The following is a 14,580-nucleotide window of genomic DNA, read 5'->3' on the forward strand; positions in this document are numbered from 1 at the left end:
AGCCTTCACTGTGCCGCTGTGGCCTGGCGTGTCGGTTGGCGGGCCTTGTTTCGTCGCCCCAAGTAAGCCTGGGCGTGAAATAATCTCTTGAAAAAACAGACATATTGCCGGGTTTGCGTGCAAACTTCCGGGAAAGTGTCATGTCACATACAACGATGAGACAGTCAGACCTTTCTGTGGTGCCAAGAAAGGGGCTGGAGTTGACCGCTATGCAGGGCCTGTGCGGCCCTACTTGAAAGGGCAGCAATGAGCAGCAAAACCATTATCATCCGCCAGACCGGCATGCAGTTTGACGCTCAGGAAGGGCAAAACATTCTGCAGGCAGCGTTGGAGAACGGGATCGTCTATCCCTACGGCTGTCGTCAGGGCCGCTGCGGTGGCTGCAAGACCCGTTTGGTGCAGGGACAGGTGGACCTGCTGGATTACTCCCGTTTTGCCCTGACGGAAGCTCAAAGCGCGCGCGGCTTGATTCTGGCTTGCCGGGCCATCCCACGCAGCGATGTCACGCTGGACTGGATAGGGACCGATGACGTCCGGGGACAGGTCCCCCTGCGTCAGGTCGAGGGCACAGTCGTCACGCTGGAGGCGTTGACCCACGATATACGGCGTGTTCGCATTCGTCTGGCCGACGAGCAGCCCCTGATGTTTTTTGCCGGTCAATATGCTGATATCAAGTTCGGGCAGGCGCCAGCGCGTAGTTACTGCATGGCTAATCGACCGGGGGAGGCGGAGCTGGAGTTTCATATCCGTCGTGTCCCCGGCGGGGTGGCCTCTGCGTATGTGCATACCGTGCTTGAGCCTGGCGAGCGGGTGACGCTGGAATTGCCCAAGGGAACGTCGTATTTGCGTGAGGGGCATGGTGGGCCCATGCTATGTATCGCAGGGGGAGCAGGTCTGGCTCCCATTAAATCGATTGTGGAGACAGCGCTGGCCAGTGGCATGAGCCAGGCGATTCATGTGTATTTTGGTGTCCGTGAAGGGCGGGATTTGTACGGGCTTGAGGAGTTCCGAGCCTTGGCGCGCGACTATCCCACGCTGCTTTTCACACCAGTCGTCTCGGGGATACCGGTCGCACACTGTAGTCGGGGCCTGGTGACCGATATTGCAGGCAGTGAACAAGCGGATTTGCGGGGTTGGAAGGTCTATGTGGCGGGCTCCCCGACGCTGGTCGACGCTACCATTGGCATGGCGCTCAAGCGTGGCCTGAAGATTCAGGATCTGCATGCGCAAATCTATGTGACCCCCTAGGAGATTTGCGTGTGAACCCGAGCATGGCGTTCCGTCTCGCAAGAGGAGGGAGGAACGCTATGATTCAAGCCTGGGCTTAACCTTCACTGTTGTAAAACCGTATTTTTCAAACCGATCATCATGTCCTTTGTGCTTGCTGGCCTGACGCTGCGCCCCTTGAGTGAAACCGAATTGTATTGGGTGTGGTCCATTGATCGCAGCGAGCAAATTGAGGCCTTGTATGAATGGCGCGAAGGCGTGCTGCACAAACAAGAGGTGGCGATAGATCTGCGTGGCTGGCCAGAAGGCGATCCCGAGAAATACCATCCGGAACACGAGGAGGCCTTTCATCGCGGTGCCTGGTTTATGGGGGTCTTCAAGGATGACCGTCTGGTGGCCGCGGTGGGTTTGGACCGTTTGCCTCTGGGCCCGCAAGGCGATTGGCGTCAGCTTTTCTTCCTGCATGTCAGCCAGGCGCTGCGTGGGCAAGGCATGGGGGCCTGCTTGTTGGATCAGGCCAAGAAACAGGCGATCCTGTGGGGGGCGAAGGCGGTCTATGTCTCGGCCACGCCTTCAGTCAATACCGTGGACTTTTATAGGGCGCAGGGCTTTGTGATCGCACCCGAGCCGGACCCACGTTTGTTTGCGCTGGACCCCGAGGATATCCACCTGCTTTGCCATCTGGCTACCTGACGGAGCTCGACGGCGCGACCCCCGCTATCAAGCCCCGGCACACTCCTTCAGATAACCACGTTATAAGCAGCACGAACGCGTGTGCTGCCTATAGCGCTACGTCCCCTGGGAGTGAAGCCTTCCAGAAGCGGGCAATTAGTCGTGTTTGCCGGCGCAGCATGCACTCCACCATTTACGGCGCGACGTATGACCGATACCGGGGTTGAACGTGTTGGTAGGGTCCAGTTCGCGGTAGAAACCTGCCAGTGCGGGTTTGGCGACGTACAGGTGGCCCACATTGTGCTCGGCTGGGTATTCAGCCTGACGCTCATCCAGTAGTTTCCACATACGGTGTTCCATCTCCAGGGGCGCCACGCCTTTTTTGATGATGTAGTCCTGATGGAACACGTGGCACAGGAAATGACCGTAATAGAGTTTGTGGACGATATCTTTCTCCATATCGTCGGGCAACTGCTCTACCCATTCCCGGTCGTTGCGGCGCAAGGCAATATCCAGCGCCACAATGTCCTCCACGCTGTTGGGATGGGATTCGCGGTAGCGGATGGCGGCACCGGCGATCGCAAAGCGGTGCAAAAAGGCTTTGCGGCCTTCTTCGGCATCACATTCAAAATACGCGCCCTGCGTGCTGTCGCCAAATTGTTGCTGTAGATAATCGCGGGTGGCCTGGGCGGTGTCGTTGGAGACGCGTAGCAGCAGATGATGCTCGAAACGGTCACGCCATTGCCGCATCCGTGCGGGCAGGTGACTGGGCAGACGATTCATGACGGCCTGAATCACACGATCGGTGACGCCGCGCCAGCCAAAGCGTTCAAAAAAGCCGTCGATACGACTTTTCATCGCAAAGGCGGAGGGCACTTTGGCAGTCCCAAAGCGGTCGATGAGCAGGAACGTATCTTTACCGTACTGCTCACCAATATCGTAAGCGGTGCGATGGATGTATTCGCCCGCAATGGGCAGGCGTGGCAACTGGGTCAGCAGGTGTCGGCGGACAGCCGTCAGCTCATCCGGCTCATTGGTGCCAATGTAGAACACCGTACTGGATTCTTTGGGAAAGGTATCCAGACGCACGGCAAAAATGCACAGCTTGCCCGCTGAGCCCGAGGCTTCGTACAGGCGGGAGGGGTCAGCATTGAAACGGGCAGGAGTTTGGGCATCCACGTCGCGTACGTCGTCGGCGTAACGGGGATCGCTGGCTTTGCGTTGCGGATCGTTGAGGATGTCGGCAGCACGGTAGTTGCCCTGTTCCAGGCGGCTCAGGATTTCTTCGGGCGTGTCGCCCAGATGGATACCCAGGTGATTGACCAGTTGCAGACTGCCATCGTCCCGCACTTGGGCGTACAGGGTCAATTCCGTGTAGGCGGGTCCACGGCGTACCAAGGCACCGCCGGAGTTGTTGCAGACCCCGCCCAGCACAGAGGCGCCAATACAGGAGGAACCAATGACCGAATGAGGCTCGCGCCCCAGGGGGGCCAGTGTCTGTTCCAGACGATCCAGCGTGGCGCCGGGCAGGCAGACAACCTGTTCGCCATCGTTAATGACCTGTATACCTTGCAGGCGCATGGTGTTCATCAACACGATGTCGCGGTCGTAGTCGTCGCCGTCGGGGGTGGAGCCCCCGGTCAGGCCCGTGTTGGCCGCCTGCATGATCACGATGCAGTCCGCGGCGACGGCTGCTTGCAGGCTGCGCCACTGCTCCAGCAGCGTTCCGGGCCGAACCACGGCCAGTACCTTGCCTTCACCTGTGCGGTGGCCCTTGCGATAGCGGCGCGTGCTGCGATCGTCGGTCAGGACGTGTGCCTGGCCGACAATAGAGCGCAGTTGCTGCAGCAGATCCGTGCGTTGGGTGGAAGCGGTCATTCTCAAGGCTCCCGGACAAGCAGCTCGGAGGTGATCTGAGAGATGCTGCTGACGCTGGTCAGCGTCATGGCGACGCGGATTTCTTTTTCAATCAGGCCCAGCAGGTGGTCGACGCCGGATTGTCCGGCGGCGGCCAGTGCATAGATGTAGGCGCGTCCCAGCATGGCGGCATCGGCACCCAGGGCAATCATGCGCACTACGTCCAGACCACTGCGGATACCGGAGTCCGCCAGAATCTTGATCTGGCCTTTGACAGCATCGGCAATGGCCGGCAGGGCGCGGGCCGAGGACAGGACGCCGTCAAGCTGGCGGCCACCGTGGTTCGAGACGATGATCCCATCCGCTCCAAAGCGCACGGCGTCGCGGGCATCATCCGGGTCCAGGATGCCTTTGATCAGCATGGGGCCTTTCCAGAATTCACGGATCCACTCCAGGTCCTTCCAGGAGATGGATGGGTCAAAGTTGGCGCCCAAGTAACCCATATAGTCTTCCAGGCCCGTGGGTTTGCCCAGGTAACGCGAGATATTGCCCAAATCGTGCGGACGACCCAGCAAACCTACATCCCAGGCCCAGCGCGGATGCATGACGGCCTGAGCGTAGCGGCGCAGGGCGGCGTTGGGGCCGCTCATGCCCGAGTGTGCGTCACGGTAGCGCGCGCCGGGTACGGGCATATCCACGGTAAAGACCAAGGTGCTGCAACCGGCAGCCTGGGCGCGTTCCAGTGCATTGCGCATGAAGCCACGGTCTTTCAGCACGTAGAGCTGAAACCACATGGGTCGGCTAAGACGAGGCGCCACTTCTTCGATCGGGCACACGGATACGCTGGACATGGTAAAGGGAATACCGCGTGCATCGGCGGCCCGGGCAGCCTGAACTTCTCCCCGGCGTGCGTACATACCCGTCAGTCCGACCGGAGACAGAGCCACCGGCATGGACAATTTTTCGCCAAACAGATCAATGCTGGTGTCCAGCTGGCTCATGTCTTTGAGGACGCGCTGGCGTAGGGCGACCTCCGCCAGATCGTCCACATTGCGGCGCAGGGTGTGCTCGGCATAGGCGCCACCATCAATGTAGTGGAACAAAAAGGGAGGCAGCCGTTTTTGGGCGGCACGCCGGTAGTCGGTCGAGGAGGAAATAATCATGGCAGGATGGGGTCGGGTAAGACGGAGGGAGAGGTCTGCAAGCGCGCGGCACGTTCGCGGCGGGCGAGGTCTTCGTCCGCCTGAAGAAGCGTGTTGCGTACGTAGCCCAGATGTTCGTTCACGACATGGCGCGCATGGGCCGCGTCGCCATCGATAATGGCCTTGACCAGGGCTTCGTGCTGGGCGGTCAGGTGGGTGAGGGTTTCGGGACTGTCATGGACGAACATGATGATGTCGCGGTTTTGTGTCACGCTGCTCAGCACCAGATCGAACAGTCCGCGCATGACCTGAACCAGAACCAGATTGTGCGAGGCTTCGGCGACGGCCAGATGGAATTGGGCATCGGCCCGGGCCGACAGATCGGTATCGCCGCTTTGCTGGTAGCGGATCATCTGCTCAAAACATTGCAGGATCTTGCTCTTGTCCTCGGGCGAGGCGCGCAAGGCAGCGTGCCAGGTCGTGCTGCTCTCCAGTGCGATACGGGCTTCCAGTACGTCGTATCGGTATTGCGGATCGGACAGCATCAAGGCGGCCAGCGGGTCCACCGAACGCTGGGTCCACTGCGGCGTTTGAGAGGTCAGGTAAGTACCTGATCCGACCTGACTGCGCAAAATGCCTTGGCTGGTCAGTTGCTGAATGGCCTCGCGCAAGGAGGCGCGAGACACGTTCAATTGGGCTGCCAACGTGCGTTCGGCGGGCAAACGTTGCCCCGCTTTGAAATCGCTGGACTGAATGAGCGCCAGCAATTGTTGGGCAACGTGATCAGAGAGGCGCATAGTTCTTGAGGTACCGAAAAGATAAATCTGCAAGGCGCGAGTCTACGGCCTTGCAGATGAAGGATGAGGGCGGGCCCTTAGGGGATCATCCAAGGTAACACATAGGCTTGCAGGGTGGTCAGCAGGCCAATCAGAACGGCGAAGATCAGGCTGTGTTTGACGGTGAAGCGGAACAGGTCGGACTCCTTGCCAGCCAGGCCGACGGCGGCGCAGGCAATGGCAATGGACTGGGGAGAGATCATCTTGCCGGTCACGCCACCCGTGGTATTGGCCGCGACCATCAGCACTTCAGGCAAACCCAGTTGCTGGGCCGTGGTGGCTTGCAAGGCACCAAACAGGGCGTTGGCCGAGGTATCGGAACCGGTCAGAAACACGCCAATCCAGCCCAGGAAAGGGGAGAAGAAGGTGAAGGCTTTGCCGGTGTGGGCCAGGGCCAGGGCCAAAGTAGCCGACAAGCCGGAATAGTTGGCGATAAAAGCAAAGGCCAGCACCATGCCGATCGAGTAAATGGGAACGGCCAGTTCCTTGAAGGTTTCACCCAGTGTTTCCACTGCTTTGGCGGGCTTCATGCGCAGAAAAAGAATGGTCAGCAAGGCGGCAATCAAAATGGCTGTGCCGGTAGCCGAGAGCCAGTTAAAGGCATAGACCGCGCCATAAGGAGTAGCCGAGGCGACGACGGGAGGGGCTTTTTCGACCAGATTGTGCAGGAAAGGCACAGGAATGTTCACAATGGTCGAGGCCAGCGGACCGTTGGCGGCAAACAGTACTTTAAAAGGCTGCACGCTCCAGATCGTGACCATGACAGTCAGGATGATGAAGGGCGACCAGGCTTTGATGATGCGACCGGTGGTCAGCGGCAGAGTAGCTTGTTGGGCTACATCGCTCTGGACCGGTGTAGCTTCTTGCTCGTCAAAGCGGAAGATGCGCTTGGGCTGCCATACCTTCAGGAACAAGGTCAGGGCTACCAGGGAAACCAGGGCCGAGGTAATGTCGGGCAGTTCGGGGCCAATGTAGTTGGCCGTCAGGAACTGCACCAAGGCAAAGGAGCCGCCGCCCACCAGCACGGCAGGCCAGGTTTCTTTGATGCCGCGCCAGCCGTCCATGATGGCCATCAGCCAGAACAGCACAATGATGGTCATAAAGGGCAGTTGGCGACCGGCCATTTGTCCAATATGGAAGGGATCAATGCCCGAGACCTGGCCAGCCACAATGATGGGAATGCCCATGGCGCCAAAGGCTACGGGAGCCGTATTGGCAATCAGACAAAGACCAGCAGCGTACAAGGGGCGGAAACCCAGACCGGCCAACAGAGCTGCGGTAATGGCGACGGGAGCGCCGAAGCCGGCCGCGCCTTCCAGAAACGCCCCGAAGCAAAAACCGACCAGAATCAGCTGCAGGCGCTGGTCAGGGGTGATGGACAGGATAGAGGCACGAATAATGTCGAACTGTCCGGTTTTTACCGAAATCTTGTACAGGAATACGGCTGCCACAATGATCCACGCGATGGGCCACAGTCCGTAAAAAAAGCCATAGACCACCGAAGCGAAGGCGGTGGAGACGGGCATGCGATAGAAAAACAGGGCTACGCCCAGTGCCAGCAGCACGGTAATGGTGCCTGCCTGATAGCCCTTCATGCGCAACTTGGTCAGGGCCAGGAAAAAAAAGATGATGGGAATAAGGGCGATCAGGGCCGACAGCCAGATATTGCCGGTGGGATCGTATTGCTGCAGCCACGCTTGTTGCATGTTCTTCTATCTCCGCAGGAGCAAAGGGGGGCGCTTGTAGGGGAAGCGTACCAGTAGGTCGCCAAATTGGTCTGACCATTAAGGGTGTGGTCGAGAGTAGAACGCATTGTATCCAAAGGGTAATTTGATTGAACGTAAGTGTTTACCCTAATAATTTAAAACTCAATGTCTTTTTCTGCCAATAATTGGTCTGACCAATTTAAGGGCGGCAGTGGGGTGTGAAGGAGGTCAACGCTAGCGTTCCTAGCGTGGCTTCATAGGGGAAAAAGGGCGTTTTGTGCAGAAGAAGACACTGGTCGCCATACCGGACTACCAAGGACACTATCGTCTGTTTGCGTTGGGAGGGGCCGGAGTCTGCGTGTCCTTTTGCTCGTGGCTAATACGTGTTTTCCCGTCTAGTGGGAGCGGGATTTTGATATGACAATGTTTTTATTGTCATAACAATAACGATGGAACAGGAGCCAGTCAGTGAAAGACCCACATTGTCATTCCAGCAGCATCTTGGTGGAGCGCCCGGCACAGGTCGCTTTTGAAATCATGTCCGATGGCCTCCTGCAAGGTCAGTGGGCTTGGGGCAGTGCGAACCGTAGCGAAGTGGAACCAGGCTTGTTCAAGGGAACCTCGGTCTTTAGCGGTCAGGAAACCTATGTGCGTCTGAATGTGGATGCAGCGCGTTTGCAGGTGGATTACGACGTGGGGGCCAGCAAAGAGGCGATGCAGTTTCGCAATATGTCGCGTGTCATTCCCGGCGAGGTGCTCAAGCTGGGGGCGGATAAATGTGTAGTGAGCTTGCTCACCTGGCGCCTGGCCACGCAAAGCGATGCCGCCTGGGAGCAGATCTGTTGCGTCCACGAAGCCGAGATGTTTCTGATTAAAGGGCTCTTGGAGCGCGAGTAACAAGGTGCTTTGCAGGCAGGGAAAGCCAGGAGAGACGGCTGAACACAGCAGGGTGAATACCGCAGGTGGGTGGGGCCAGCCGCACATGGCCATCAATGGGGATGAAATTACGCAGTGAGTACAAAACCGCTCTACGAACAGCTTGCTGACAAGCTGACCCGCTATATCCAGGACGGTCGTTTAAAGCCGGGCGACCGTTTGCCCACGGAAGCCGAGCTGGGGGAAATGTTTGGTGTCAGCCGCATTACGGTACGGCAGGGTCTGGCAATCCTGACCCGTAATGGCCTGATCGAGCGCTTTCCCAGCCGTGGCTCCTTTGTGCTGGAGCGCAAGAATACAGGTTCCTGGGAGCTGAACTCCCTCAATGATCTGGTCCAGCTGGGCAAGGACACCAGTACCAAGGTTGCCCGGTGGGAATTGGTCGCCCCTCCGGCGGAGATTGCCGAATTCTTTGCGTCCGACGAGCCGGTGTATAAGCTGCAAGCGGTGCGCTACAAGTCTGCCGTGCCGCTTTATTTTGCAGAAAACTACGTGCTGCGCTCGATTGGCGAACGTCTTGGGCAACAGGATCTGGAAACCCGCACCATGGTGGAGATGCTGACCTCTGTGCTGAATGTGCCCATCAAGCATGCGCAAGAAGAGATCAGCATGGCCGATGCCTCAGCGGAGATGGCCAAGCAGTTGTGGATCAAGGAAAACCAGGCAGTGATCGTGCAGCGTATCGACTTGTTCGATGTCGATGACAAACCGGTACAAAGTGGCAGGGGCTGGTGGCGCAGCGAGCATTTCAAACGCCGCTTCACGCTCAATTACCTCTGAGTGCAAGCGTTGGCTTTATGCCAGCCCGTGCCGCGACGGCGGTTACACCGGCAAGCGTTGCCCCTTGGCTTTGATGCAGGACAGCACAATCTGTGAATGGATTTTGGTGACGCCGCGCAGGGTATTGAGCTTGTGAACGACAAAGTTGGAGAAAGTCTCGAAATTGCGCGTGCGGATGTGCAGCATGTAGTTGGCCTGACCCGTCACGATGTAGGCATGCAGGACTTCATCCATGGTGGCCAGTGCTTTGCTCAGGTACTGGTGTTCGCTTTCATTGAGCTGGGCGATATTCACTTCTACAAAGGCTTCAATGGCAAAACCCAGTTTGCTGGCGCTCAAGTTGGCGCTGTAGTTTTCAATGAGTCCTTCCTGCTCCAGGATTTTCACGCGTCGGTGGCAGGAGGAAGGGGAAAGGGCCACCAGATCAGCCAGTTCTTGGTTGCTGAGTCTGCCGTTATCCTGCAAAAGACGCAGGATTTTAAGGTCTGTCTCGTCTAGTCTCATGTTTTAGAATTATCTTCGAAAAGAGTTTTTAAAAAACGATTTTTCTTCCAAATTTAATCATAATGTTCGTCACTTTGGAATAATTTGCCAGAGCCTCGATGCTAGACTAAATGACGTAAAAAGCAGAATCGAGGAGCATGAACATGATTACCTTGCAGCAATGCGAGCAGTGGGATCAGGCCGACGAACTGGCTGGCTTCAAAGCCAGGTTTGATCTGCCACCCAACACGATTTATCTGGATGGAAATTCCTTGGGCGCCATGCCCCGACACGCGATGGAGCGTGCGCAGCAAGTGATTGCCCAGGAATGGCGTACCGACTTGATCAACAGCTGGAACAAGGCAGGCTGGTGGACCTTGCCTGTGCGCCTGGGCGATCAGATGTCTTCGCTGATCGGTGCTGGTCAGGGCGAAACCATCGTGAGTGACAGTACCTCGGTCAATCTGTTCAAGGTTCTGGCTGCGGCTGTCAATTTGCAAAAAGAGCGTCATCCGCAAAAGAAAGTCATCCTGGCCGAGCGCGACTCTTTTCCAACGGATCTGTACATCATTGAAGGGTTTAACGCCTTTTTTGGTAAAGACTATAGGCTGGAATTGATTGATGAGCCGGCCGACCTGAAAACCGCCATCAATGACGAAACTGCCGTGGTGGTCTTGTCCCATGTGAATTATCGTACCGGCTATCTGCACGATATGCAGGCCACTAACCGTCTGGCACATGAGCACCATGCGCTGGTGATCTGGGACTTGTGCCACTCGGCGGGCGCCTTGCCCATCGAGCTCAAAGCCAGCGGCTCTGATTTTGCAATTGGCTGCACCTACAAGTATCTGAACGCCGGTCCTGGCGCACCGGCCCTGTTGTGGGTGAATCCCGAGCTGCTTGACAAGATCAGTCAGCCTTTGTCGGGTTGGTGGGGGCACAAGCATCCTTTTGCCATGAGCCCCTCTTATGAGGCGGCCAGCGGAATCGAGCGTTTCTTGTGCGGTACCCAGCCTATTGTGTCCCTGAGCCTGGTTGCCTGTGGCGTGGACGTTTTCTTGCAAACCGATTTGCAGGCCGTGCGTCGTAAATCCCTGGCCTTGACTGACCTGTTCATCCGTCTGGTCGAGCAGGAATGTGCCGAGTTTGGCTTGCGCCTGATCACGCCCCGCGATCATCATTTCCGCGGCAGTCATGTCAGTTTTGCGCATGAGCAAGGTTACGCCGTTGTTCAGGCCCTGATTGCACGGGGTGTGATTGGCGACTATCGCGAACCTGAAGTGATGCGATTTGGCATTACCCCTTTGTATCTGTCTTTTGTGGATATCTGGCAGGCCGTCCAGCATCTCAAGGCGGTGCTGACGGACAGGGAATGGGACAAGCCGGCCTACAAAACCCGCTCCAAGGTGACTTGATCGCACTCATTAAAAAAACAATCATAAGGAGGAGACATGAGCCGATTTGAACAGATTCAATCGCGCGAGGCCGGACTGCACAAGAGGCTGAATGCCCGTCAGATGAGCATGATTGCGATCGGGGGGGCCATTGGTACCGGCCTGTTCCTGGGCAGCAAGTTTGCTATTGGCTTTGCGGGACCCGGGGTGGTGCTGAGCTACGTCATTGGTGGTTTTATTGCCCTGGTGCTGATGGGGTGCCTGGCAGAGATGACGGTAGAACATCCTACCTCGGGCTCCTTTGGCGCGTATGCCGAGTTTTATATTCATCCGCTGGCCGGTTTTCTGGTGCGCTACAGCTATTGGGCCTGCATTGTGCTGGCTGTCGGCACTGAGGTGACGGCGGTGGCCGACTACATGAAGTTCTGGTTTCCGGAGGTGTCGCCGTGGATCTGGATCGTCTTTTTCTCGGCCGTGCTGATTGCGGTCAATGCCTATAGCGTTAAAGCATTCGGCTCGGTGGAGTATTGGTTTGCCCTGATCAAGGTATTTGCCATTATTGCTTTTATCGTCTTGGCCATTGGCATGTTGACGGGTTATTACCAGCCCGCACAGGTGCAGGAAAACCTGTTGGGCCAGGGTGGCTTCATGCCCAATGGCTGGTATGGAGTCTGGGTGGGCGTGATTATTTCCATCTTCAGTTATCTGAGTATCGAGATGATTGCGGTTGCGGCGGGCGAGGCAGAAAACCCTGAGCAGGCGGTGCGCCAGGCGTTCAAGGCAACCATCTGGCGCTTGATCATTTTCTACCTCTTGTCTCTGTCCCTGATTGTGATGCTGGTGCCCTGGCAGGTGCTGATTGCAGATGGCACAAGCAGCCCCTTCATTACGGTGATGCAGTCGGTGGGCATTCCTTATGCAGACAGCATTTTGAATTTCATCGTGATTATTGCTGCTTTGTCGGCCATGAACAGCATGCTCTACATTTCTACACGCATGATGTTCAGCCTGTCGCGTGCGGGGGATGCGCCACTGGTACTGGGTAAGGTGGCACGCAATGGAGTGCCGTTAAATGCCCTGGCTTTGTCGGCCAGCGGGGTGGGTGTGGCGGCCGTGGTGTATGCCTACAATCCGGAAACGGCGTTCCCGGTGATGATTGCCTTGTCCATGTTCGGTGCCCTGTTTACCTGGGGCATGATTTTCCTGACCCATTTGTTTTTCCGCCGCCGCGTGGCGCAGGAAGGGGTGCAGCTGCGTTTCCGGATGCCGGCCTATCCCATCGGCACCTTGCTGGGTCTGATCGGTATTGTGGCGATTCTGATTACCACCTGGTTCATCAATATCTTCCATTACACCCTTTTGTTTGGTGTGCCGTTCTTGCTGACCTTGATCGTGATTTATGTTGTACGCTCAAAAAGCCGAGTCGCGTAACCGTGTAGCCGCATAGCGTGGTCCCGTTCATTCGTGCTCAGTCTGGGGCTTGGCACGAATGAGCGGCAGCATGGCCAGCAAACCGATACAGACAGCAGGACAGAGCCGGTCTCCTTGTGGCACAGTAAACGAGTTGGCCACTTTTTTCTGAGCAGAAAGGGGAGCATATGTGGTTCAAAAACATTCTGAAAGTGTCTGTGCTGGCGGGCAGTCTGGTGATGGCTGGCTCGGCCTGGACAGCGGAAACGGCCGATCAGATCTGGATGGGCGGGCCGGTCTTGACGATGAGTGACAGCCAGACTGCTGCCGAAGCGGTCGCGGTCAAGGAGGGGCGGATTCTGGATGTGGGTACCTTGCAGGCGATGCAAGCCTATAAAGGTCCAAACACCTCTGTGATCGACCTGCAGGGCAAGGCTTTGCTGCCGGGGTTTGTGGATGCGCACAGCCACGCCTTCATGATTGGTGTGCAGGCCATGTCCGCCAATCTGCTATCGCCCCCGGATGGGGCGGTCAAAGACATCGCCAGTTTGCAGGAGACGCTCCGGCAATGGCTGGATGAGCAAGGTAAAACCAGGCAGGTGGGCTTGATCCTGGGCTTTGGGTATGACGACGCCCAACTGGCAGAGCAGCGCCACCCCACGCGACAGGAATTGGATGCAGTGTCCGAGTCCGTGCCGATCATCATCATTCATCAGTCCAGCCACATTGGCGTGCTCAACAGCAAGGCGCTGGAGATGGCGGGCATTTCCGCCCAGACCCCGGACCCGGCAGGCGGTGTCATTCGGCGGGAAGAGGGCAGCACCCAACCCAATGGGGTGCTCGAAGAGATGGCCTTTTTTTCAAGCGTGGCCAGCCAGATGGGCAAACTCACACCCGAGCAGGTTCAGGCCCTGTTTGTGGCCGGGACCGATCTGTTAAAGCGTTACGGCTACACGACCGGACAGGAAGGGCGGGCCACGTCCGATACGGTGCCTTTGATGCAGGCCGCGGCGTCGGCGGGCAAGATCGATATTGATGTCGCTGCCTACGTCGATGTGCTCCAGGACCGGGACTTTATCGCGCGTCATGTATCGCGGCGCTACACCGATGGCTTTCGGGTGGCCGGTGCCAAGCTCACGATTGATGGCTCCCCTCAGGGGTTTACGGCCTATCGCGACCGCCCCTATTACAAGCCACCAGCAGGTTACCGCGCCGATTACCGGGGGTACGCAGCGGTCACGCCCGACCAGGTGTTTGATTCGGTGGACTGGGCCTTCAAGAACGATATACAGCTGCTGACTCACGCGAATGGGGAGGCCGCCTCGGATCTGCTGTTGGCTGCGATTAAAACAGCACGTGAAAAGTATGGTCCCCGGGATCGGCGGGCCGTCTTGATTCACGGGCAGTTTCTGCGCCGGGACCAGATAGCGGCCATAGCAGACCTGGATGTCTTTCCGTCCTTGTTCCCCATGCACACCTTTTATTGGGGAGACTGGCACCGTGACCGTACGGTGGGGCCGGTCAATGCCGACAATATTTCTCCCACTGGCTGGGTGCGTGAGCATGGCTTGATGTTTTCAACCCACCACGATGCGCCCGTGGCCTTCCCGGATTCCATGCGGGTGTTGTCGGCGACCGTCACGCGTCGCACCCGATCGGGCGATATTTTGGGGCCGGATCAGAGGGTAGATGTCATGACGGCCCTGAAGGCAATGACGATCTGGCCGGCTTTCCAGCATTTTGAGGAGAAGGAAAAAGGGTCGATTGAGCCGGGCAAACTGGCGGACTTTGTTGTCCTGTCGCAAGATCCGACAGCGGTCGATCCCGAGCAATTGGCCAGCTTGCGCGTGGTTCAGACCATCAAGCGAGGCAAGCTCATTTATGAACAGGACGAGGCATCGGAGAACGAGCAACTCAGCCAGGCGCAGACTGGGCAGATGCTTTCCCGTTTTCTGAATGAGTGGCAACACCAGGCATCTGAAACAGGCGCTGCAGAGCACGCACATGGGCCTGAGCTGCTGATGGGGGCTCTGTTGCAAGGTTTTGAGTAAGGCCAGTCCGTCACTGACACCAGGCGGCCGGCGCGAATGCTGTCTGGATTGAGCGCCGACATGTTCATATGAACATGTCGGCGTCA

Annotated in this window: 12 protein-coding genes; 7 read left to right on the plus strand and 5 right to left on the minus strand. The window is 57.4% G+C overall.

Annotated features, from left to right (window positions below; translation table 11 throughout):
- Window positions 1-246 precede the first annotated feature (246 nt).
- The gene (locus tag VF694_RS04660) at window positions 247-1,248 is read left to right on the plus strand and encodes a 2Fe-2S iron-sulfur cluster-binding protein (protein ID WP_131071245.1); all 1,002 of its coding nucleotides are present in this window, start codon (window positions 247-249) and stop codon (window positions 1,246-1,248) included.
- Window positions 1,249-1,368: 120 nt separating this feature from the next.
- Window positions 1,369-1,920: a GNAT family N-acetyltransferase gene (locus VF694_RS04665; protein ID WP_131071246.1), complete on the plus strand. Its 552-nt coding sequence runs from the start codon at window positions 1,369-1,371 to the stop codon at window positions 1,918-1,920.
- Between the two features lie 135 nt (window positions 1,921-2,055).
- On the opposite strand, the gene dld is transcribed toward VF694_RS04665, so the two are convergent.
- The 4 genes from dld to lldP all read right to left on the minus strand — a co-directional run bounded on the left by dld (window position 2,056) and on the right by lldP (window position 7,440).
- Entirely contained in the window at window positions 2,056-3,777 is a 1,722-nt protein-coding gene (gene dld, locus VF694_RS04670; protein ID WP_003804029.1) for a D-lactate dehydrogenase, read from the minus strand.
- A gap of 2 nt (window positions 3,778-3,779) precedes the next feature.
- The gene (gene lldD, locus VF694_RS04675; protein WP_003804027.1) at window positions 3,780-4,919 is read right to left on the minus strand and encodes an FMN-dependent L-lactate dehydrogenase LldD; all 1,140 of its coding nucleotides are present in this window, start codon (window positions 4,917-4,919) and stop codon (window positions 3,780-3,782) included.
- On the minus strand, window positions 4,916-5,695 hold the full coding sequence (gene lldR / locus VF694_RS04680) for a transcriptional regulator LldR (RefSeq protein ID WP_003804025.1): 780 nt from the start codon (window positions 5,693-5,695) through the stop codon (window positions 4,916-4,918). Before lldR ends, lldD begins: the two co-directional genes overlap by 4 nt.
- Window positions 5,696-5,772: 77 nt before the next feature.
- Complete coding sequence (lldP, locus tag VF694_RS04685) at window positions 5,773-7,440, minus strand: L-lactate permease (RefSeq protein WP_003804023.1); 1,668 nt, start codon at window positions 7,438-7,440, stop codon at window positions 5,773-5,775.
- Between the two features lie 468 nt (window positions 7,441-7,908).
- Here lldP and VF694_RS04690 point away from each other — a divergent pair, with 468 nt between their 5' ends.
- Both VF694_RS04690 and VF694_RS04695 read left to right on the plus strand, forming a co-directional pair.
- Window positions 7,909-8,337, plus strand: coding sequence for a hypothetical protein (locus VF694_RS04690; RefSeq protein ID WP_059318534.1), 429 nt, complete (start codon window positions 7,909-7,911; stop codon window positions 8,335-8,337).
- A gap of 114 nt (window positions 8,338-8,451) precedes the next feature.
- On the plus strand, window positions 8,452-9,156 hold the full coding sequence (locus VF694_RS04695; protein WP_059318535.1) for a GntR family transcriptional regulator: 705 nt from the start codon (window positions 8,452-8,454) through the stop codon (window positions 9,154-9,156).
- A gap of 42 nt (window positions 9,157-9,198) precedes the next feature.
- Here the strand turns inward: VF694_RS04695 and VF694_RS04700 are convergent, their stop codons facing one another.
- Window positions 9,199-9,660 (minus strand): Lrp/AsnC family transcriptional regulator, encoded by a 462-nt coding sequence (locus VF694_RS04700; protein WP_003804018.1) that lies wholly within the window; start codon window positions 9,658-9,660, stop codon window positions 9,199-9,201.
- 143 nt (window positions 9,661-9,803) lie between these two features.
- Between VF694_RS04700 and kynU the strand changes: the two genes are divergently transcribed.
- The 3 genes from kynU (at window position 9,804) to VF694_RS04715 (ending at window position 14,494) form a co-directional block, all read left to right on the plus strand.
- The gene (gene kynU, locus VF694_RS04705) at window positions 9,804-11,054 is read left to right on the plus strand and encodes a kynureninase (RefSeq protein WP_003804016.1); all 1,251 of its coding nucleotides are present in this window, start codon (window positions 9,804-9,806) and stop codon (window positions 11,052-11,054) included.
- Between the two features lie 36 nt (window positions 11,055-11,090).
- Entirely contained in the window at window positions 11,091-12,464 is a 1,374-nt protein-coding gene (locus tag VF694_RS04710) for an amino acid permease (protein ID WP_240208929.1), read from the plus strand.
- Between the two features lie 167 nt (window positions 12,465-12,631).
- The gene (locus VF694_RS04715; RefSeq protein ID WP_440163840.1) at window positions 12,632-14,494 is read left to right on the plus strand and encodes an amidohydrolase; all 1,863 of its coding nucleotides are present in this window, start codon (window positions 12,632-12,634) and stop codon (window positions 14,492-14,494) included.
- Window positions 14,495-14,580 lie beyond the last annotated feature (86 nt).

Origin of the sequence: Alcaligenes sp. Lyrl_28 (genome assembly GCF_051948705.1) — a bacterium.
Taxonomy (GTDB): Bacteria; Pseudomonadota; Gammaproteobacteria; order Burkholderiales; family Burkholderiaceae_B; genus Alcaligenes; species Alcaligenes ammonioxydans.